Origin of the sequence: uncultured Maribacter sp. (genome assembly GCF_963977385.1) — a bacterium.
Classification (GTDB): Bacteria; Bacteroidota; Bacteroidia; order Flavobacteriales; family Flavobacteriaceae; genus Maribacter.
The window spans coordinates 49,094-71,821 of sequence record NZ_CAXBOU010000008.1 but is presented as its reverse complement, the minus strand read 5'-3'; the positions used below and the strand labels follow the sequence as shown (position 1 = coordinate 71,821).

Annotated in this window: 16 protein-coding genes; 8 read left to right on the top strand and 8 right to left on the bottom strand. The window is 36.0% G+C overall.

Annotated features, from left to right (window positions below):
• Positions 1-107: 107 nt before the first annotated feature.
• From AAC084_RS10080 to AAC084_RS10045, 8 genes are all read right to left on the bottom strand, one after another.
• A complete protein-coding gene (locus AAC084_RS10080) occupies positions 108-758 on the bottom strand; it encodes a hypothetical protein (RefSeq protein WP_339840052.1) in 651 nt (216 codons plus the stop codon).
• 66 nt (positions 759-824) lie between these two features.
• On the bottom strand, positions 825-2,090 hold the full coding sequence (locus AAC084_RS10075) for a hypothetical protein (RefSeq protein WP_339840051.1): 1,266 nt from the start codon (positions 2,088-2,090) through the stop codon (positions 825-827).
• Positions 2,091-2,094: 4 nt separating this feature from the next.
• Positions 2,095-3,867: a TIM-barrel domain-containing protein gene (locus AAC084_RS10070; protein ID WP_339840050.1), complete on the bottom strand. Its 1,773-nt coding sequence runs from the start codon at positions 3,865-3,867 to the stop codon at positions 2,095-2,097.
• Positions 3,864-5,309: a PHP domain-containing protein gene (locus AAC084_RS10065; RefSeq protein WP_339840049.1), complete on the bottom strand. Its 1,446-nt coding sequence runs from the start codon at positions 5,307-5,309 to the stop codon at positions 3,864-3,866. The genes AAC084_RS10070 and AAC084_RS10065 overlap by 4 nt, the downstream gene beginning before the upstream one ends.
• Positions 5,310-5,335: 26 nt before the next feature.
• Entirely contained in the window at positions 5,336-6,256 is a 921-nt protein-coding gene (locus AAC084_RS10060; protein ID WP_339840048.1) for a dihydrodipicolinate synthase family protein, read from the bottom strand.
• Positions 6,257-6,619: 363 nt separating this feature from the next.
• Positions 6,620-8,263, bottom strand: coding sequence for a SusD/RagB family nutrient-binding outer membrane lipoprotein (locus AAC084_RS10055; protein ID WP_339840047.1), 1,644 nt, complete (start codon positions 8,261-8,263; stop codon positions 6,620-6,622).
• Between the two features lie 20 nt (positions 8,264-8,283).
• Positions 8,284-11,691, bottom strand: coding sequence for a SusC/RagA family TonB-linked outer membrane protein (locus tag AAC084_RS10050; RefSeq protein ID WP_339840046.1), 3,408 nt, complete (start codon positions 11,689-11,691; stop codon positions 8,284-8,286).
• 49 nt (positions 11,692-11,740) lie between these two features.
• On the bottom strand, positions 11,741-12,697 hold the full coding sequence (locus tag AAC084_RS10045; RefSeq protein ID WP_339840045.1) for a PKD domain-containing protein: 957 nt from the start codon (positions 12,695-12,697) through the stop codon (positions 11,741-11,743).
• Between the two features lie 295 nt (positions 12,698-12,992).
• Between AAC084_RS10045 and AAC084_RS10040 the strand changes: the two genes are divergently transcribed.
• The 8 genes from AAC084_RS10040 (at position 12,993) to AAC084_RS10005 (ending at position 22,714) form a co-directional block, all read left to right on the top strand.
• Entirely contained in the window at positions 12,993-14,282 is a 1,290-nt protein-coding gene (locus tag AAC084_RS10040) for a hypothetical protein (RefSeq protein ID WP_339840044.1), read from the top strand.
• Between the two features lie 29 nt (positions 14,283-14,311).
• A complete protein-coding gene (locus AAC084_RS10035) occupies positions 14,312-15,715 on the top strand; it encodes a PhoPQ-activated protein PqaA family protein (RefSeq protein ID WP_339840043.1) in 1,404 nt (467 codons plus the stop codon).
• Entirely contained in the window at positions 15,696-16,616 is a 921-nt protein-coding gene (locus tag AAC084_RS10030; protein WP_339840042.1) for an acetylxylan esterase, read from the top strand. The genes AAC084_RS10035 and AAC084_RS10030 overlap by 20 nt, the downstream gene beginning before the upstream one ends.
• Before the next feature lie 10 nt (positions 16,617-16,626).
• Positions 16,627-17,655, top strand: a complete 1,029-nt coding sequence (locus tag AAC084_RS10025; RefSeq protein WP_339840041.1) for a polysaccharide deacetylase family protein — start codon at positions 16,627-16,629, stop codon at positions 17,653-17,655.
• Positions 17,656-17,750: 95 nt separating this feature from the next.
• A complete protein-coding gene (locus AAC084_RS10020) occupies positions 17,751-18,611 on the top strand; it encodes a bile acid:sodium symporter family protein (RefSeq protein WP_339840040.1) in 861 nt (286 codons plus the stop codon).
• A gap of 45 nt (positions 18,612-18,656) precedes the next feature.
• Positions 18,657-19,739, top strand: a complete 1,083-nt coding sequence (locus AAC084_RS10015; protein ID WP_339840039.1) for a sialidase family protein — start codon at positions 18,657-18,659, stop codon at positions 19,737-19,739.
• Positions 19,740-21,146: a hypothetical protein gene (locus AAC084_RS10010; protein WP_339840038.1), complete on the top strand. Its 1,407-nt coding sequence runs from the start codon at positions 19,740-19,742 to the stop codon at positions 21,144-21,146.
• 11 nt (positions 21,147-21,157) lie between these two features.
• Positions 21,158-22,714 (top strand): hypothetical protein, encoded by a 1,557-nt coding sequence (locus AAC084_RS10005; protein WP_339840037.1) that lies wholly within the window; start codon positions 21,158-21,160, stop codon positions 22,712-22,714.
• Positions 22,715-22,728 lie beyond the last annotated feature (14 nt).

Sequence of the window (22,728 nt, the reverse complement as noted above, 5' to 3'; positions counted from 1 at the left end):
AAAAACTGGCCCAACAATCGTTCTAGAAAAGTCTCATTGAGCCACATAGTCTAACTCAAAACACTAAAACTAGATAGTCATTGAGAGTTACCAAATTTTTTCATCAACTACTTTCTACCGATTAAGTTAATTACTAATCCTATTATTAATATAATAAAGGAAATCAAACTTATCGGCGGTAATCCTCCTTGCCATTTATAAACAGTTATCCAGCCGGGGTAACTAAAAAAGAATAAGTGAGCACCTATAAAAAACAGAACACACATAATTACTTCACGAGAGGTAATAACCCTAATAATTTTGTATTGTTTTTTTAAGTTTTGCTTAAAACTAATATAGTAAATCAATAAAAAAACAAAGCTAAGTACGCCGGTTAATAAACTAAGTCCTCCTCGTGCATTTAGTATTCCTTCATCATAGAAAAATGATGGGTAGTACGAAGGATTCAAAATAGCGACGCTCATAATCAAATGCGTAAATGCCAGAATAAATCCGACAACACCCAATGATTTTCTAGCATCAAGTAATTGATCTGGTAATGATATGCCTAATTGTTTTAATGGACCTAAAGAAAAGTTGAGTATTAAAAGAATTAATGCAGCTAGTGAAAATCCTTTGTTTAGAATAAAAAAAGGTACATCTCTCCACGGTACATCTCCTATAATATTATAACGAAGTATGGAATAACCAATGGAGATAAATGTTGTGACAAAAATTATTCTTCCTGCAAGTTCTTTTCTGGGGGAAATACTATTCATTTTTAAAGTAATGGAATTTTAAGCGACCGCTTTATTATTAATTATATGGATATTAAACTTATTCTATTAGAATCTATTATGCCCACCTGGAAGGCCTTCATGGAAATTGGCTGCAATCAAAGAAAGAATAGAAATAAAGACAATTATAATAATGAAAAAGATTGTCCATTTTTTAAAATTGACCTCCTCGGAAACCGACTCAGAACCAATCAATTTACCTCTCTTGAACATAACAAAAATTAAAATAATATTGATAATATATAAATGATGGTTTAAATTCATTTGTCCGGCAAATACCCCAGTTACCACATAACTTAAAGTCGCATAGGTTGTTAAATACACAAAAAGGAATAAAGCAACATCTTTCATTATATATCGACTGTTACCTAATTTCCACAATAACAATATAGCAACGAGTATTAATAAAATAGCAACGAACGTAGTACTGATCAGCGCGACTGACTCTAATGAAGCAATATCACCCAAACGCTTCATTAAATGTTCATAAGAAAGCGATTCGCGATATACAATTAAAGGAATCAAGACTACAAGAATAAATAGTGCAGCCCTGTTTGTCCAGTTTTTAACTTTTGTTACTTCAATAGGCCATTTGGAACTAAAAACACCATAAGCCATTCCAGAACCGCCAAAAAAGCCTATGCTATACTCCATTACATTCCACATATTGAATGGTATTTCCATGGTATTTCCTATAACATGCAAAAAATTACCAAAGGCAAAACCGAAACCTCCTCCCAAGGCGGAAAAAATCGCTACTCGTATTGGCGAATTCCTATTTTCACGAGCCATATGCCATAATAAGGCTAAACTAGCTCCAAGAATTAATGCCCATGCTTCTGAACGTGGAGGTGTCATTTTAAAGCCAATCTGTTCAATTAGAAAGAAATAAATAATCAAGCCACCTGCGACCATTTCAGAAATTAAAGCTCCCCATTTCACCTTTTTCTTTTCCGTTGAATCGAGGACCATTCCAACCAAACCACCTCCTAACAAACCGAAAAGTGCTCCTATTACAAAAAGCATTCCTAGCCCATAAAAAGCATTTATAAAATTATCGGCACGACCGTAACCCACAACCATTCCGTAGCTAATCATACCACCTGCACCCCACCCTAGAGCAGAGGCTAGAGCTACAAGTACCATTTTATCGTACCAATCTTTTCTTTGTGAAACCAATACCAACGCTAGACCACCTATCGCACCGGCCCAAGCTGCACCTTGTTCGTGCCCGAATTGCCCTCTAATAGCCCAAGCGGTACCCAATGACATGGCTACTATCAAAATTCCTATTCCTTGTTTTTTAAAATTCATTTTTCTAGAATTTAATGGTATAATCTCCTGACCAATTTTCGTGATTAGGCCTAATGATTAACTTTTTCTGACTAGCGTTATAATTCCAATACTTTGGCGCTATCAACTTACTGTCAAAAAATACTTTGTCTGGTTTTTTGGAGGAATGAATTCTGAGAATATGTGGCAATTCAGCCCCTGTAAGAGTAATTATCAGTTCTGTTCCCTTCTTTAAATAAGAAATCTCAGTTTCTTGAGAGGTTTTAGGGTCGTAGTATTTAAGGGAATTTTTATTATTCGGAAATATTAAAAAGGTTATGAAGCCATCAGATGTACTATCTCCTAAATCGGTATAATGACGTGTTACATTTAATGGAACAATAGCCCCTTCTTTAATATAAACGGGGAATTCATCAAGCGGAAATTCTCTTTCGAACTTTTTAGGACCTTCGAGCAGGGCAGTATCCTCAAAAAAATACCTCCACTGCCCATCAGGCAAAGAAACTTCTCGAGATTTTGAATCCTGAAATATTGGGGCAATTAGAAAATCATTCCCAAACATATAGTGATATTTCCCTTTGCTTAATGTTGTTTGCAATCTTCTACCTCCTTCATGTGCAGTAATCACATACTGGTACATATAAGGCACTAACTCCGTGTGTAACCATGCAAACTTTCTAATTATTTCCATTTCTTGGGGAGTTCTCACCCATAAACGGCGTTCCCCATGACCACCGTTCAAAAAAAGACCACAAAATGCTGAGAATTGTGTCCATCTAATATAAAGTCGAGGCGGAATAGTACTCCCAGAGAAACCACCAATATCAGAACCAATAATATTATACCCTAAATCAGCACTTTTGAGAACATTTTCTATGGCAGACTCAAACCCTTGAACACCTTTTAATGCTATATCTTTTTTAGAATTCTGACTTTTACTTATCATATCACCCGTTACCCATTCATGCTTTTGATCACCAACCCAGTTTACCGGTGAAGCATCAATAGGGGCGAAACCCTCTGGATGATAACCACGATCTATCGCACGAGTGAGTGTCACAAATTCTGCGTTCTGAGTTAACCCATATTTATATTCACCTCGATAGTAATGATCCATATAGTTTCTAGTTGTCATCAACCCCGATGCAGTTTTTTTATAAAAAAAAGGCACAGGTCCCCACTGCTGTCTAAATAACGTGGCCGTACCATCAAGTTTCCAACCATCAATACCCAAATCATAAACTTGTTGCTGCAGCCCATGCCACCACTTCATGGCTTCTGAATTTGAATAATCAATGAAACCACCTTTGCCTTTCCACCATTCTAAAGGAGTAGAAGGTTCTGCTAAAAATCCTTTATCCTGTATTCGCTTGTACCATTCTGCATTTTCTTTGATTTGCGAATCCTTACTAAAACTGTCTACCATAGATGTCATCCATAGTACAACACGATAGCCTTCATCTTCAAGGTTATTAAACCAGACCTTCGGTTTTTTATAACGGGTAGTATCGACCTCAAAATCATTATACCGCATTGACCAAGGACTATCTAATAAAATAGTACGTACAGGAATGTCATGCTCTTTATATCCTGCCAATAATTCATCTACATATTCAGAAGTATTCACATCGTCTTCCCAAAGCCAACATTCCAAAGCCCAAGCAGGTGTAAGCGGAGGATTTCCATGTCGCTGCGAATTAAAAGGCATACCCCATACCGGTAGAAACCAATAAAAGTAGGCGCATATTCCTAGTGACAGAAATGAACCTAATATTATTTTTAAGCCTTTTCTTCTCATCGATTATGATTAGAAATTGAAGTTTTGAAGAAACGTAAATAAGTCAATAGAAAAACAAAAATGGCTAGAATGACACCAATAATACCTAGCATACTAAAGTATTCAGAATATACTTTACTATACCCTTTCACGGCCTCTCCATTGAAATAATACACTACTGATAGACTCAGTAGAAAAACAACACAAAATCCTGCAATAACCACAATCATTTTATCTGAATTGAAGTGGTTCTTATTTATTCGCTTCTTGCTGAACTGAAATAAAAGTATCCAAATAACCCATGAAATAACTTGAATAAAATTCAATGTTCTGAAATAATTTATTAAAGTCAAAAAGGGTCTGAAAATCAAATTAGTATCGGAATAAAAATCACGGTCTTTATATATCAAAACCTTAATTTTATCTTGTTGGCCATTTTTAAAAATCTCCAAAATGGCCCGCTCTTTCTCATTAGGCTTAATAGACTTCCAATTAGGAATTTCTAGTGCGTTATAAATGGAGCATGCTCTGCCATATCCGTGAAAATCAAGCCCCCCGATCATAGTCAAATTATTTGCTCTACAAAACTTTTTGAGTTCTTCAAAAATTTCACGATCATAGTACAAATCACTTCCAACATTCTCAACTTCAAAGCCGTCGACCCCTAAATCATGGTAGAACTCCTTCTCCTTACCTTTACCATCAAACCAATGATTAATTATTACAGCACCGCCATACTGATGTACAGAATCAATCACGGCTTTGTCTGACATTCCTTTTGTATCGAATTTACCATTGAGACCTAGCAAGCTCATATGGTTGGTACCTGAATGTTCTTGACCTACCATAATCAATGGTGCTATTTCAAATTCTCCGTTTCTTTGGGCCTGAGAAAATTGTAGGGTCTTTTTATGATTTGCATGATCAGATATAAAAAAAGCATCAAAACCATTTCTTTTGTGCCATCTCCACATTGCTTCTTGCGATATTAGCCCATCATGACTGTATTCGGTATGCGCGTGTGTAGTAACTAAAATTGAATTTTTAGAGTGATTAACGATGGTATTATTCGGTAACGGAATAAACAATATCAATACGAAAATTGAGAAGCAGATTCCTAATAACAAAGGTATGTTCGACAGCTTTTTTATTAATACGTTTTTACTGCCATCCCTCTTTTTATATGCTTGTATGACCCCAAATAAAAGATATAGTATTATAATCCAAATTAATGCAAAAGGCAACTCCTTCAATGGGTAGATAGATCTATTAAAAAAGAGTAAAATACCTAAAACTGGTTCAAAAATATATCTCCATATAGAAATACGAACCCCAAAATTTGCATCAGGTATATTAGTTAAGGCATTTTCAAAGTGAATTTCAAAATGGAAGAATGTTGCTAAGACTATTATGAGAAGAATAGAAGCAACAACTATGAACTTTTCAATCTTCTCCCTTCTCATTAGATTCATTTTATTGCGAACAAAACCTACACCACCTTATAATGCCCGTCATATTCAAATTCACCCAAATATTCTCTAATTTTCTCACGGTTTTTCTCTCCGAATCTACTAAGTGGTTGTGCCATATGATCAGAACATATGCCCAGAATACTCAATGCACATTTTATGGCCCTAATACTTTTGGTAGAAGTACTTCCTAAATTGTACAGCGTACTGTGCATTTTGATAACACTTTCCCTAAGCAATTTTATTTTTTCCAAATCCTTTGCACAAGAAGCTTCATATAGTTCAACGAACAATCTTGGAAAAAGATTAGCACCTCCGGCTACTGCTCCGTGACCTCCGTTCAAGATAGTATCGGACAGAAATATTTCTGCCCCAGCGATAACAGAAAAATCAGCGAATTCTTTAAACTCTTCAATGATTTGATAAAATGTCCCCATATCACCAGAACTATCTTTCACACCAATTGCGCCGAGTTCTTTTGCTCTTTTTATGGTCTTTATCGAAAGATGAAGTTTCGTGCAACTTGGAATATCATAAATTAAGAATGGGAGCGGCAATTTAGGAGCTAAAACCTCTAAGTAGTCTATCATTTCTTCCTGGGAGATAGGAAAATAATAAGGTGGTGCAACAACTAAGGCATCGGCACCTGATAATTTGGCGTATTCAGCTATTTCCAATGCTGAATCTATAGAAGAATCTGTAATATTCACTAAAACAGTCACTCTCTTGTTTACGATTTTACATGCCTCTTCTATAAGTTGTTTTCTAATAGGGTAGCTTAAGCTTGGCCCCTCCCCATTAGTACCTAATAAAAAAATACCATGAACACCGCCTTGTATTAAATGTTCTATTAACTTATTCAGCCCATTTAAGTCTAACTCCATATTCTTAAGTAATGGAGTAACCATAGGTGGAATTATACCTTTTAAGGGCAATTTCATAAGTATCTTTTATAAGTCTTCCTACAAATTAACATTAAAATAGTCCTTAAAACCACTACAATTTTGTGAGAAACACATCATATTTTACCCCAGTAGGACTTGAGTTTTACGATTGTGATTTATCCATCAAATTGCACTAAAACAACTCAATAATATTTGCCGAATAAGTACTAAAATTTAAAAGATTAAGAATTACATAGAAGCACCATAAAATATAATTAGCATTATCTTATGTGAGGTTCCAGTTTTTTTCAAGAACAGTTAATACCAGATACAATTCAAAATCATGATATACAAAAAAGAGACTTTTTAAATTTAAAGTCTCTTTATCGAAAACTCAACTAACTTAACTAACTCTAAATACTAATACGGTTTATTGGTACCCTGTAACAGCCACATTTTAGACCATGCACTATTATTACTTACATCATCACCTTTGTATTGTGTAGGTTCAAGCTTGTCAATTGCCTCTGTGGAATTTGAATTATTATCAATTTCATTAATATGATAATAAAACCGTAAAGGCAAAGCTGGACGCTTACTTGCGGGTCCGGTTTGTAGGTTAGGAAGCCCGGTTCTTCTATAATCGAACCATGCTTCTGTTGCTGATGACCAGCTAGCTATCCATTTTTGAGTAATTATATCTTCGAAACCGCTATACGCCGCAGATCCTGAAATATAATCGCCATAGCTATCCCCTACTCCCCATGCATTTAATGACTGTTTGATTCCTTCATTATAATATTGTTCTGCCGAACCTGAGGCCCATCCTTTAGAAGCGGCCTCTGCAATAATAAAGTTCACCTCAGCAGCCGAAATTAAGCGTGCTTGTAATAAATCACCACTAGCCTCTTTATAAATATCATTCAACTGAGATACATGAAGATTATATGAACCTTGATTCACATTTTCACTTAAATTATAAGCTGCGCCAAAAGTCAAAGCTGTTGGAAGCCCCACATAATCGTTATCATAATCTACAGGATAACCAACTGTATTAATATATGCATCAACAGAAGCTTGTGATATGTGCCTTTCACCTGTACTATCATCTACATAATCAGTAACATCCAAAACCAATGGTTGTTCAATTTTATTTGCCCAAACCCCTAATCTAGGATCGTCAAGAGCCTGCATGGCATCAACCAATGTAGCAGCCATTTTTACTCTAAAATAAGAGCCTTGAGGGTCTGTATCAAACTTAGTATTTGTAGGCCACGAATCGCCACTTGTGTTTCCAACATAAGCCATATTAGCGTCATCTTCTGATGTCAAAATCAATGGAAATTGCGAAGAATTAGAAAGAATCTTTTTAATTCCTTGTTCAGCAAGACCTGGTTCTTTTGCTGATAATCTCATATAATATCGTAAAGAGAGTGAATTCGCAAACTTTCTCCATTTCGCAACGTCACCACCATAAAGAATATCTTGGGCTTCATTAATACTGAAATAGGAATCTTGACTTTTAGACAGCAAACCATTTGCTATTTCTAAATCGGCTTGAATACCTTCATAAATTGTTTTTTGACCATCAAAAGTTGCATCAAAAAATTCTGCTCCCTCATCACCTCTTAGTGCATTCGTATAAGGTGCATCACCCCATAAATCAGTTAGAAGCCCGAATAGATACGACTTCATTATTAAGCCTACACCGCGATGAAAATCTAAATTATCAGTTTCTGCTTTTTCTATTAAGGTCTTATCATTAATCAATAATGAGTAATAGCTATTCCAGCTATGGGAATCGTTACTCCAATCATAGGCATTATGACCACTAGACCATCCATCTTTTTGGGTATGCTGCATTACACCTGCCAAATCACCAAACCCGAGTCCCACTACTGTTTTACCAACACCATTTATAACAGTTGGCACTAGTAGGTTGGGATCCACATTATCAGATCCAATCTTATCTGGATTTTCATTCAATTCTTCTAGACCATGGCACGAAACCAATACTAATAGACCTAAAACCACTATGGTAAATTTATTTTTTATTTGATTCATCACGATTTCAGTTTAAATTTTTAAAATGTTACAGCAATCTTAATTCCAATTGGTACCAACCAAGGTTCTACGTTATAACGTTCAACTCCTTGCTTGAACTGAGTACCTCTATTGTCCTTGCTTGATTCGGCTTGAAAAGCTCTTTCTGGATCAATTCCAAAAGCGGAGTCTTTAGTCCATAGCATTATGTTTCTACTATATATAGCGAAGTTTAGATTATCGATACCAATTCTTTCTAAATATTTTCCTGGTAAATCATAGCCCAAAGAAATTTCACGAAGCTTTATGAAATCTGCATCATACATATGCGGTGTTCCAAAATCCCACGGGTTTGCTACCGAGAAAGGAATAAAATTAGTACCTACATCACCTAAATTTTCATAGTCCAAAATAAAATTTCCGTCTTCGTCATGCTCACCTACCACACCTGCATTAAAAATTCCATCATAAACCACACTTCCACCTAAATCTTCTGCAAATCCTCCATTTCCTGGAGGTCCACCAATTGAACGAAAATTTTCGCCATAAAGATATTCATCCGCATGGTCTAGTACCCATTGTTTAAGTTCAGGACCTGCTTCTGCAATACCAGGATTATCTAATCTATCTAAAACGTTTTGACCATAGCCATCTTCTACAAGGTATCTCGAGGTCTGTGACATATATTGTCCACCAGAACGCCAATCAAAAGTCATATTCAAGGTGAAGTTTTTATACGATAAGCTAGATTGTAACCCCATAACAAAGTCAGGATTGTAATTACCAACCTTTTCACGTTCTTCTTGTGCCAACCATTCAGCATCCTCCCCTTGACCAATAAGTGGATAATTATAATAAGGTGAATTAACATCGGTTACCCTTTTAATTTTTGGAGAGTATATATTACCTACCAACCCGTCTTCACCGGTTACCGAATTAGCAACATATCCTCTAGATACACTTTTGTTCTCACTCCAAAATTCAATATAATCAACCCCGTCAGCCAAACCTAAAATTTTAGATTCATTAGTCGTATAGTTTACGTTCAAGTCCCAATTCCAATTCTCAGTACGAACTGGTGTAAAACCAAGAGAAAATTCATAACCTTTACTCTCTAAAACCCCAGCGTTGATACTAACACTGCTATAACCTGATGAGCCTGGTATCGGAATATTGGGTACAATCTGATTTTTATTCTCTACAGTATAATACGTTCCTTCAAATCTAAATCTGTTTTTAAACATCGTTAAATCGACTCCAAATTCCTTAGAAGTAGCTTCTTCTGGTTCAAGACCAGGAGTATTTAATCCACTACTAGCTGAATATAGTATAGCATTGTCCCATTGACCTGCATTATTATAGTAGGCACCTAATTGATAAGGGTTGGTGTCATTACCTACACGTGCCCAACCTCCTCTAAGTTTAAACAAATCTACTTTCGGGATATCTACTACCTCATTAACCAAAAAGCTCAAAGAAGCCGAAGGGTAGAAGTATGATCGGTTATCTATCGGCAATGTACTAGACCAATCATTTCTGGCTGTTACATCTAAATATAGCATTCCCTTATATCCAAAATTTGCTAATCCATACACACTGTTTATAGCTCTTTCACTACTAAAACTAGAGTATACCAAAGAGCTTGCGGCTATGTTATCAACCGTAAACAAGTTAGGGACTATTAATCCGGCTTTAGAGGCCGCTGAATTGCTAAGACCATTGTTCTTTTGGTACATTAAGTTTCCACCACCTGAAAGTGTCATATCAAAATCTCCCCATTTTTTCGTAAAAGAAGCCAATATATCTATATTAGTCTCAAGACCATCTGTAGTTCCTATACCATAGGTACCATTATTAGATTCACGACTATAGCCGGGAGCCATTTTTGTTTCTTGAGTCTGATTATAGCTATTTAAATTATAGCTGGTTCTTATATTAAACTCAGGCGAAATTTGCCAATCCAAAGCCAAGTTGCCATATATTCGAAATCTTGAAAAACTATTATTCACCTCATTTGCCAAAAACCAAGGGTTTGGGTAATCATTAGAAAAATTAAAGACATCCGTACCTGGTAATTTATAATCCTTAACATCTAAAATATTTATGTTGGCCGGTATATTATATGCAGCCTCTAAAGGATTGGTACCTCTGTTTGATGCAGGACGATTATCTGCATAACTATGTACTACATTCAAATTGGTACTTACAGTAAATTTATCATCCAAATTGGAAGAGGCAGATAAAGAAAAACTATTCCTCTTAAGGTCTGAATTTGGAATTATGCCGGAATTGTTCATGTTTGTAACCCCCAACCTATAATTCATAAACTCTGTACTATTGGAAACCGACATACTATTTGTTGTGGTTATTCCATTTTGAACAAATTCTTTAATGTTGTTTGGATATGATTTTAATTCTGTAGGAATCGGGTTGCCGTTTGCATCTAAGGGAGAATTCCATTGCACTGCAAAATATCCGCGATCTAATCCAGGACCACCATTACCACCTTGAGGAATAACATCTGGCATAATATAACTACCTCCTTGAGATTCTGGAGAGTATGAAAAATAACCTGAGCCATACTCAGATTGTGTATCTATGTATTTGTAGGGAATATCAAAAACTGTGTTAGAAGTAAAGTTAACCTTCATCTTTTGATTGTCTTTTCCTTTTTTGGTAGTAATCAATACCACACCATTACCTGCACGTGACCCATAAAGTGCTGCGGCACTAGGGCCTTTTAATATGGAAACATTTTCTATACTTTGTGGGTCTAAATCTGAGATTGCATTCCCATAATCTACCGGGTTTCTATCCCCAAAACCACCTATATTATTCAACGAATTGGCAATAGGCACTCCATCTACTACAAATAGAGGTTGATTATCAGAGCTTAATGAAATAGCTCCCCTAATAACCATACTTACAGATGAGCCCGTACCACCTGTACTGTTGAGGGTTACACCCGCAACTTTTCCTGAAAGCGAGTTTAGAACGTTTTCTTGTGCAACCCTAGTCAATTCTTCTGCTGCAACATTTTCTACAGAGTACCCTAAAGACTTATCTTCTCTTTTTATACCCAAAGCAGTTACTACCACTTCATCTAATGCCTGAGCATCAACTTCTAAATTGATATTAATTGTTGATTGATTATTGACTGAAATCTCGCGTGTTTCAAAACCAATATACGAGAAAATTAAGGTGCCGTTTCCATTTGGAACTTTTACATTATAATTTCCATCAAAATCAGTAGTCACACCCGAAGTGGTACCTTTTAAAACGATGCTAACACCTGGTAAAGGCACATTATCCTCAGAAGAAGTTACTGTTCCTGAAACCTCAAAATTTGTATTTTGTGCTTTTATAGTGGAACACACCAATAACAAAAGCAAAGTAAGAAAGGTCACAGCAAACCTTCTAATATTAATTTGAAAATAATTGGTATCCATAATTGATATTGTATTGGTTATTTTTTTGGTTTAATTCTATAAGTCAAATTCAATTTGCTACTTCAAATGTCAGTACGATGGCATTTGTATTTACTCCAATATAATCTGGAGATGCAGCCACAAACATTACCAATCGCATGGCACTATCTGTTATATCTTGTACAATTACTTTTCTTTCAAAATCTAAAAATCCTACAAACTCAGTACCTGAAAAATCAAGTGTACTAACACCATTATAGGTTAGAGAACCACCAGGCCCATATACCGATGAAACTTGAAAATCTTCATTTTCAACATAGGTAAACGTGGCACTTGCATCAGGAGTATACACTCCAGTACACAGTCCGAAGTCAGAACCACCATCATTTAAGATTCCAGCCCCTCCCGTTGTCACAAACTGATAAACAAGTCCACTAAAAGCGCCTCCATCACCTTTTACGTCATGCTCATAAGTACCATCAAAATAAAAAGTGAATTCATCCTCATACACTTCAGGCATTCCTAGTCCAGCCCCGAATATTCCCGAAGGCAATGGATTTGGAGCTCCATCAAAAGGTGATAGTGAAGCGTCAGCATTAGCAAAATAATCATTATTAGAATGAGCACTTTTAATTTTCCATGTCTTGCCCTGGTAATCAGGATTTGTTTGATTTCCTACTAGTAAAGCGTACGGAGTTAAATCAATTGCTAAGCTAACTTCAGCAGTCTCTACACCTCCACTTTGATCTGTGGCCGTTAAGGTGGCTACATAATATCCTCCTTCATTATATGCATGTAACGGGTTTTTATCGGTACTCGTTTTTCCATCACCAAAGTCCCATGACCAAGAGACGGCATTATTGGTTAATCCCTGAAAATCAACTTTTTTCCCATTTACGGAATGAAAAATATCAGCTGTTAGCGGAATAACAACGTCAATAGAGTCATCATCTGAATCACATGACGTAAATGTCAGTAACACTGATAAAAGAATTGCCGAAAATAAGTATGTATATCTATTTCTCATAAGCTGTGGATTTTAACCAGCACAAAACTGGATTATTCTCGCGTTATTAGTTTTAAGCCTGGGTTATTTTAATGTTATTTCATCAGATGTTCAAATCCAACTCACTTTATCATTAAACTATTATTGACCAAAACCAAAACTAGATATTAAATTCACAGTTTATTTCAATTATGTTATTAATTTCATAATATATCTTAACCCTAAGTTAATTTATTTACATATAATTTTGCCATTCGATATTATATTCATAAAGAATAACAATTAATATGATTTCAACATTAAGATTTAATCATGTATGAGAAATAGCCCTTATTTTACTGGACTTACCAACTTGTCATTTTTAATACTATCGCTCCTTTTTTCAATAACAAACAATGCTCAAGAATTAAAAGTAGGGTCGGCCAAGCGCATTATTACCCCTAATCCCCTAATTTCTGTTTCGGGCGGAGTTGGAACTCCAAAAATGGCAACCGAAAAAAATGGTGATCTTTTTGTAAGAGCTATGGTATTTGTAAAAGGGAATGAAAAAATAGCCATTGTTAATATTGATAATTTAGGGTGGCCAAGTGCACTTGGCGACAAATCAAGAAAACTTATAAAAGGTATTCCTTTTGATAATATACTTATAGGCGCGACCCATACGCATAGTGCCCCCGATGCCTATGCATTTCCAGATGAAACGGGACAACATGGCGCAGATCTTAAATACCTTGATTGGTGTGTCATTCAAATTGCAGATGCGGTAAACGAAGCTTTGCGTAAATGCGAGCCAGCACAATTAAAGATAGCTGTAGGTAATGCCGAAGGTAAAATTGCATATAATTACTATGCCCCAGATCTTTATGATCCTCGTTGTGGTGTAATACAAGCGATAGGAACCCAAGGAAAAAATAAAGGAAAGCCAATTGTTACTTTAGTTAATTATGCTATTCACCCCGAAGTAATCGGCAATAATCAAGGAATCTTAAGTCCAGATTTGATAGGTCCTCTTTATGATCGCATAGAAGAAAAAACAGATGGAATGGCGATTTTCATGAATGGTGCCCAAGGCGGAATGGTTACTGCAGATACCCGATTAGATAACGGTAATGAAGCGAACGACTGGGAAGAATGTAAGAGAATCGGCAACCTATTGGCAGATGAGGCCCTTCGCATCGTAAAGGATGCCCCCATTCAAACAAACGCAACTATATATTGCACACACAAAAAGGTTACTTTTCCAATCGAGTCTGAAATATTGAAATTTGTTATTAAACATTCACCATTAACTAAGGAATTATCCGATGGAAATTCTATTAGCACCACTCTAAACCTTTTAAATATAGGAACCGCACAAATTCTTACCATACCAGGTGAAGCTCTTCCTAATATTGGTTATTACTTGAAAAGAAAAATGCCAACAGCACATCCTTTCCTTTTTGGACTTACCAACGACGCTTTTGGATATATCCTTACCAAAGAAGACTTTGATAGTTTTAAGAGATATAAATACGTCAGTCGTACAAGCTTAGGTGAGAATACAGCAGAAATACTTACATCAGAACTTTTAGATTTAATCAATAACAATCCAAAACCAGAGAAATAAGAATATTTAAAAAACTTAACTTTTATATTATGAGAAGATATTTGATCCTAATCCCAATATTTGTCTTATTAATTTGCTCTTCTTGCAAAGATAATTCAAAGCAAAATAAAGACTTAACCGTAAATGGTACCTCGACAATACCATTTGAAGTCACTCCCAGCAATGCCTTGGAAAATTACTTAAGGATAGAAGATAATGCATATCAATGGGAACTAAAAGATACTTTTGAGTTGGAGGGGGTTAAAGCATATGACCTATTACTTACTTCTCAAAAATGGAGAGAACACACCTGGAAACATCAATTGACCCTATTTGTACCAAAAACGATTACCTATGATGGAGCGTTATTATTCATTACTGGAGGTAGTTTAACAGATGGCATGCCCAATTGGAAAACGAAAGAAAAAGAAGGTAGAGAATCGGCTCCTATGGCTAAGATTGCACAGAAAAACAGTGCTATTGTAGCAGTCTTACGACAAGTACCCATGCAACCTTTATACGAAGATGATTTGGTAGAAGATCAACTTATATCGTTTACGCTTCATAATTTCAAAAATGATAAGGATTATACATGGCCCTTACTATTCCCGATGGTTAAAAGTGCTGTTAAAGGCATGGATGCTATACAAGAATTTTCTAAGAAAGAATTAAATAAAGACATCACCCGATTTACCGTTTCTGGAGCTTCGAAAAGAGGTTGGACTACCTGGCTCACAGGTGCTAGTGACAAAAGAGTAGAAGCCATTGGGCCCATGGTAATTGATGTGCTGAATATGCCAGTGAGTCTTGATTATCAATTGACGGCTTGGAATGAATATAGTATTCAAATTCAAGACTATACAAATTTAGAAATTCCTCAGGCAGTAAGTACTCCCGAGGGAAATGCACTTACGCAAATGATAGATCCTTATTCATATAAAGAGAAACTTACCATGCCCAAATTAATATTTATCGGAACCAACGATGAATACTGGCCAATTGATGCCATTAAAAATTATATAAAGGAAATACCAGGTGAAAATTACATTCATTACACACCCAATGCCGGTCACAATCTTGATGGAGGGGAAAAAGCGTTAAAAGCCTTGAGTGCATTCTGGGGCCAAACTTTGTCGAAACAACCATATGCCGATTTAGAATATGAACTGGTCACCGATAATACATCTGCAACTCTAACAGTAGATTCTCACTCTAAAAACCTTAAAGCTAGTTATTTGTGGCTGGCCGATTCTGATGATCGGGATTTCAGAGATGAAGAATGGATTTCTACCAAAATAAATTTATCTAGTAAAGGCGAAGTCATTGAGAAAATTCTATTTCCTAAAAAAGGATATAAAGCATTTTACATTGATTTTGAATATGATGATCCAAATGGAGGCACATATACCAAAAGTACACGTGTATACCTAGCTGATGATGATGAAGTTCTCTAAAAAAAAACGGAATTGGCTCATAGTAATACCCTTAATAGGGATATTCGGCTTTGCGATTTTAAAAATTTTTAGCGGTACCCAAAAAAGTTTACCGGTTATAAAATATTATGAATATGATCAGGCAATACCTTTAAGTGATTCTGTCGAGATATTGATAGACACCACCAGTTTTAAATTATTATACGTTAAATATACTAGTGTTAACGATAGAAAAGTTACTGGTCTTTTAAGTCTTCCTAAAAATGTCACCGGTCCATTACCGGTAATTATTTTAATGCATGGTTTAGGTGATCACAAGGCCGTAGATTATGTGGAGTTCGGAAATGATTTATTTTTAAAGAATGGCTATGCGGTAATGCGTATTGATATTGGTGACCACGGTGATAGAAAAGGAGAAGTTTTTGACTTTGATTTAACCGGACCTTATAAGTATTGGTCACGCAGTATCATAAGTCAAACCGTTTTTGACCTAAGACGAACAATTGATTTCATTGAAACCCGAAAAGAATTAGATTCAAAAAGAATTGGATATTACGGTATTAGTCTTGGAGGAATTATCGGCACTATTTTTTGCGGTGTAGATGAGCGTATAAAAGTACCTATTGTAGCACTTGCAGGCGGACAACTCAATTTACTTTACGAACAAAATGCCTTTTCTAAAGATGCAAAAGACTTTGTAAGCATTATTGAGCCTTTAAATTTTGTATCTCAAATTTCACCTCGCCCTTTTTTGATGCTGAACGCCAAAAATGATGAAATAGTACCTCCTACTATGAGCAAGTTATTATTTAATAAAGCAGAAGAACCTAAGAAGATTATTTGGTATAATGCCAAACATAGAGATGCCCCGTTAGACACAATTTATGGCGATGGCCTTAAATGGTTCAATAAAAACTTATAATCTATAAAACATGAAAAATTCATTTGTAAATAAATTGACGTTAGCGCTGTGTTTACCTTTATTTTTAGGAAGTTGTTCAGAAAAGAAGAAAAAAGATACTGAACAGGAAATCGTTTCAAACAATATTGAAATGACTAGTGAAGAACCAAACACTTGGGCCGAAAAGCTAGGTTGGCCAGCAAATAAAAAAGTAATCATCCTTCATGCAGATGATATAGGCATGTGTCCCGAAGCCAATATGTCCGCAAAAAGGCAATTAACGGAAGGGGTTATTCAATCTGCCGCAGTTATGATTCCCTGTCCTAGTGCACAAGAATTCATTACATGGGCCAACGACCGGCCAAATCTCGATATTGGTTTACACCTAACATTAACCAGTGAATGGAAAACCTACAGATGGGGAACGGTCAGTAACGCTGCAGAAGTACCTGGTCTTTTAGATGAAGATAAAAAAATGTGGCATGAGGTGCCTCAAGTGGTAGAGCACGCTTCCGCCGAAGAGGTTGAAAAAGAAATACGGGCACAGATTGAACAATCTATTGCTTGGGGTCATAAACCTACCCATATCGATACTCATATGGGTACCCTATTCGGACATCCAAGTTATGTAAAAGCATATATGAAAGTAGCTGAAGAATATGGTATTCCCGCCAATATTATTGATATATCAAACCCGAAAGTATTGGCAGAGTTTAGAAGCAAAGGGTATCCTATGGATGATAGCGTTGTAAAAATGTCGGAAGCTTATTCGCTTCCAAAACTAGACTACTTTACCAGCGCGCCCAATGGAAAAACCTATGAAAATAAAATTGAAAATTTCAAAACACTAATTCAAGGTTTGGATTCAGGGCTAACTGAAATCATTTTTCATCCATCTGAATTAACCGATAATTTAAAAACCATTACCAATTCATGGCAACAAAGATCTTGGGAATCACAGATGTTCTCTGATCCAAACCTAATCGAATTCTTAAAAAATGAAGGAATCATCTTTACCAATTGGCAAGAAATCATGGAACGTTTTAATACGTTGAAATGATAAAATATGATGTATAACAAATAAGATAGCATTAACAGGCTATTGTTTTATTGGGTTTCTTTGTAGGTAAACGCTTAATTTCTAACACTTAAAAAATGAATTCTACTACAGGAATCATTCTAGCTATTTCGTTGATTATAATTATGTTCGGCATGGGATTGTCTTTGACCGTTACTGATTTTAAACGAATATTTATTTATCCGAAAGCAATAATCATAGGTCTTTGTTGCCAAATTTTAATCTTACCATTAATTGGTTTTACTATTGCTACTACTTTAAACCTTTCTCCTACAATTGCAATAGGTATTATGCTTTTATCAGCATGCCCTGGTGGGCCAACTTCTAATATGTTAACATTTTTAGCTAAGGGCGATTTAGCATTATCAGTATCATTAACTGCTGTAGCTAGTATCCTTACCATTTTCACCATACCGATAATTGTTCAGTTTGCAATAGAAGAATTTTCAAATGAAAGTCAAATTATCAGTGTTGATGCCCCTACCATGATCAAACAACTAATGGTAATTGTACTTATTCCTGTTAGCTTGGGTATGTGGGTGAAACATAGATTTGAACGATTTGCCTCGCGAATGGAAAAACCAGTAAAAATCATATCTGCAATAATATTCATTTTAGTTGTCGTAGGAATTACAATTAGTATTCGAGATGTACTAATGACCTATTTAAACGAAGCAGGCCTTCCAGCTATTTTACTAAATGTTTGTACTATGACCATTGGTTTTACTTTGGCCATACTATTCAAATTGAACAAAAAACAAGCAATAAGTATCTCTATTGAAACAGGTATACAAAATGCAACACTAGCTATAACTTTAGCAACTATAGCATTGAACAATGCTGAATTTTCGATAGTGCCTGCTATTTATGGCCTATTGATGTATTTATCAGCTACTGCAATTATTTTAACCAGAAAATATTTGGGTGTCCCTAATTAAACAATCGAACAAACTATAATAACTACCAATATTAAATTTACCTTTATGAGAACAGCTTTTTTATTTGCTATTTTAGTCACTCTTTTTTCTTGCAAGGAAAAAGCATTTCAACTACCTGAAGTTATGCCTATTATCCATCCAGCGGTGGTTACGCAAGAATTCATCTACGAACTAGAAGATGCATTAACTCCTGAATGCCACGCATCTACAGTTGAAGTTAGTAATGGTGTAGTTGTCGCTTCTTGGTTTGGAGGTACTGAAGAAAAAAATAAAGATGTAGGCATATGGGTTTCTAGAAAAATCGATGGCAGCTGGTCAACACCCAAAGAAGTTGTAAACGGAATACAAACAGATGGCACCCAATACCCATGCTGGAACCCAGTTCTGTTCAAACCTAAAGGAGAACCTTTATATCTGTTTTATAAAGTAGGACGTAGTCCGCAAGAATGGTGGGGTCTTCAAATGACTTCTATTGATGATGGTGAAACTTGGTCAGAACCTACCCTATTAGAAAATGGTATACTGGGACCAATTAAAAATCAACCAATTCAATTGGCTAATGGGGTCATACTTTCACCATCAAGTAATGAAACTACAGATGGGGACTGGACCATTCATATAGAAACAAGCAGAGATAGTGCAAAGACCTGGACAAGCTCAGGGCCATTAAACAACCCTGAAATTTTCGGAGCCATTCAACCAGTAGTTTTAAATTACGGTGATGGAAAAGTACAATTGTTGAGCCGAACTAAAAATGATGTAATAAGTGAAAATTGGTCAACGGACAATGGAGAAACTTGGGGTCAAATGGACGCAACTTCTCTTCCAAATCCGAATTCAGGAGTAGATGGAGTTACTTTGAAAGATGGTCGACAGTTTTTAGTATATAACCCAACAGGTAAAAACTGGGGAGATCGTGTGCCATTAAGTATTGCGCTATCTACCAATGGAAAGAACTGGAAACGCGTTCTTGACTTAGAACCGTTAAGAGAAAACACAGACAAAGAAGGTGAAGAATATTCGTATCCAACAGTTATTCAGGCGGAAGACGGCAAAATACATCTGGTATATACTTGGAATCGGAAAACAGTTAAGTATATAGTTTTAGACCCTACTAAATTGCAATAAATGCGAACTAAAAAATGGCAGCGAAGGTTATTTCGAGTACTAGGTGTACTAGCACTTATTCTGTTGCTCATATTTTATTTTTCTACCAATACAATTGATACTACACCCTATTTTGAAACAACCTACTACAAGAATACCATTCAAAAAATGGATTCTGCAATTCAAGATATAAAAGTCTCGAAAGGTGAGTTATTGGCAGGTTTCGCAAAAATCAATATTACGCCCAAAATTGTAAAAGACCAACCAGACCCCTCCAAAGGGGAGTTCAATGCTATAAAAATGGCTGGCAATGGCAGCGGACAAATAGCGAAAAGAGTTCACGATTCAATTTTCGCAAAGGCAATAGCTCTGAATGTTGAAGGTCAAGAGGTGGTCTTTATTAGTGCTGATATGGTTATTATTCCCGAATTAGTAGTACTAAAAGTTGCCGAAAATTTAAAAGGAAGAATAGACAGAAAACAATTATTTTTTGGCGCCACCCATACACATTCTAGTATAGGAAATTGTATTCCAGGTTTCGTGGGTAAAAGTTTCGGTGGGGAATATCAACCTGAAGTTGTGGACTGGCTGAGCAAAAAATTCACACAACTTGTTCTCAATGCCCTTGAAGATGAAAAACCTTCAAAATTCTCAAATGGGTATATAAAAACACCTAATTTGATCCGTAACCGTATAATTGGCGAAACAGGTAGACTTAACGATAAATTGAACCTGATATCTTTTGTACAAAACAACGGTAGAAAAGCAGTTATTGGAATATTTGGTGCTCATGCCACTACCATTGGAACTTGGAACGATGCATATAGTGCTGATTATCCTGGTTACTTTCAAAGGAGTCTTGAATCCGATACTATTGATTTAGCACTATTCTTTGCAGGAACTGTAGGTAGCCATTCAAACAAAGGCGAAGGAGAAAAATTTGATAAGGCTCAATACATAGGTGAAACATTAGCAGATTCGGCCAAGACCTTGATACGTACTATGGTTTATGATTCGGTAATTTCTATGACTAGAATAACCAGCGAATTGGAAATACCCGAGTTACAGGCTTTTTATATTACAGACCGATTGCGGGTTTCACCCTTTATTAGTAAAAAACTAATGGCTGAGATGGGGCCAATTTATCTACAGGGATTAAAATTGAATAATTTTATATGGTTAGCTATGCCTTATGAACTTAGCGGAGAATACGGAATTGATTTAAAAAACGCTTTAGAATTGGAAGGCTACACCTCTGCTTTAACTAGTTTTAATGGGCAATACTTAGGATATATCGTACCACAAAAGTATTATTACTTTGATTCATACGAACCCAGATTAATGGGGTGGTATGGCCCGAGTATGGGTGATTATTTAATGGAGTTGAACTTTAAGCTGTCCAATGCATTGACCGATAAACGATTATAGAAAGTAAGGTTATGAAGAAGTTTTTTAAAATTTTAGGCATGTTAATCCTTTTGATCGTTTTGGTCATTGGTGGAATATTTATGTATAACTGGAGGGATAGGCAACCTGGTTATGCGATTGACTTAAGGTTAGAAAACCAAAATGCTACCACTATACAAGCTGGCTTTGCAAAAAAACCTATAACACCTACCATTGTTGATACTTGGAACGATGCCAATGCCGATAATAAATACAACAAGGACGATGGTGATACGTATAACGACATTAACAAAAACGGAAAGTTCGATGCTTTTTGGATTGCAGGTATGAGCAATGCTAAGCCTGCCCAAGGTGTACATGACGATGTTTGGTCACGCGTCATGGTTTTAGACGATGGAAAAAGTAGAATTGCTATGATTTCTATGGATGCCATAGGTTTTTTACATGGTGATGTTATTGATATAAGAAAGCGGATTCCTAAAGAATTGAATATTGATTACACCCTTCTTTCTTCTACCCATACACATGAAAGTAATGACCTAGTGGGTATTTGGGGAGAAAATATGTTTAATTCTGGCGTGAATCCAGAAATGATGGAATATGCAAAAGAACAAACAGTGGCTGCCATAATTGAAGCTGCAAAAAATCTGCGTCCAGCAAAGCTTGTCTTTGCTGAAGATCTCACAGAGAATGATTCTTTACTTATTAAAGATACCCGTAAACCCATCGTAAAAGCCACAGGAATTCATTTAATGCAGGTCTTAGATGCAGAAACTGACAATACATTGGGTACGCTTATCAACTGGTCAAACCATCCCGAAACCCTCTGGAGTCATAACCTATTAATAAGTTCAGATTTTCCACATTATGTACGAGAGGCTATTGAAAATGGGGTGTACAATGACAGTCAACTCATGCAAGAAGGATTAGGTGGAGTAGCTATTTATTTCACTGGGGCGATCGGTGGTCTTATGGCACCCCACCCATCAATTTCTATTATGGATCCTTTTACAGGAACAGCCTACTCAGAACCTAGTTTTGAAAAAACAAAAGCACTGGGTGACCAAATAGCACTAATGTCATTAGAAGCACTTAGAACAAAAGGTGATACGATTATAACCTCTAACATCACGGTAAGGGCTAAAACGATATTTGCACCATTAGATAATACAACATTTAAAATCGCAAGCGGAATAGGGTTGATAAAAATGGGCATGCCCGAATATTTTAAGACACGTACAGAGGTTGGCGCTATTCGAATAGGACCCGCAATGTTTCTTAGCATACCGGGAGAAATTTACCCAGAAATTGTTTTTGGTGGTGTTGAAGCACCAGAAGGAAGGGAATTTGATATTCAGCCCATTGAAACTCCGCCGATTCAGACTTTTATAAAGGATAAATACAAATTTTATCTAGGTCTTTCAAATGATGAAATCGGATACATTATTCCCAAAAGCGAGTGGGACACTGAGAAACCTTATTTATACAATGATGAAAGAGACACCTATGGAGAAGGGAACTCCCTTGGGCCTGAAACGGGACCTATCATTTATAAGTCACTTATTGAGGTAATCGAAGATTTAAATTAGCACATGATGATTTC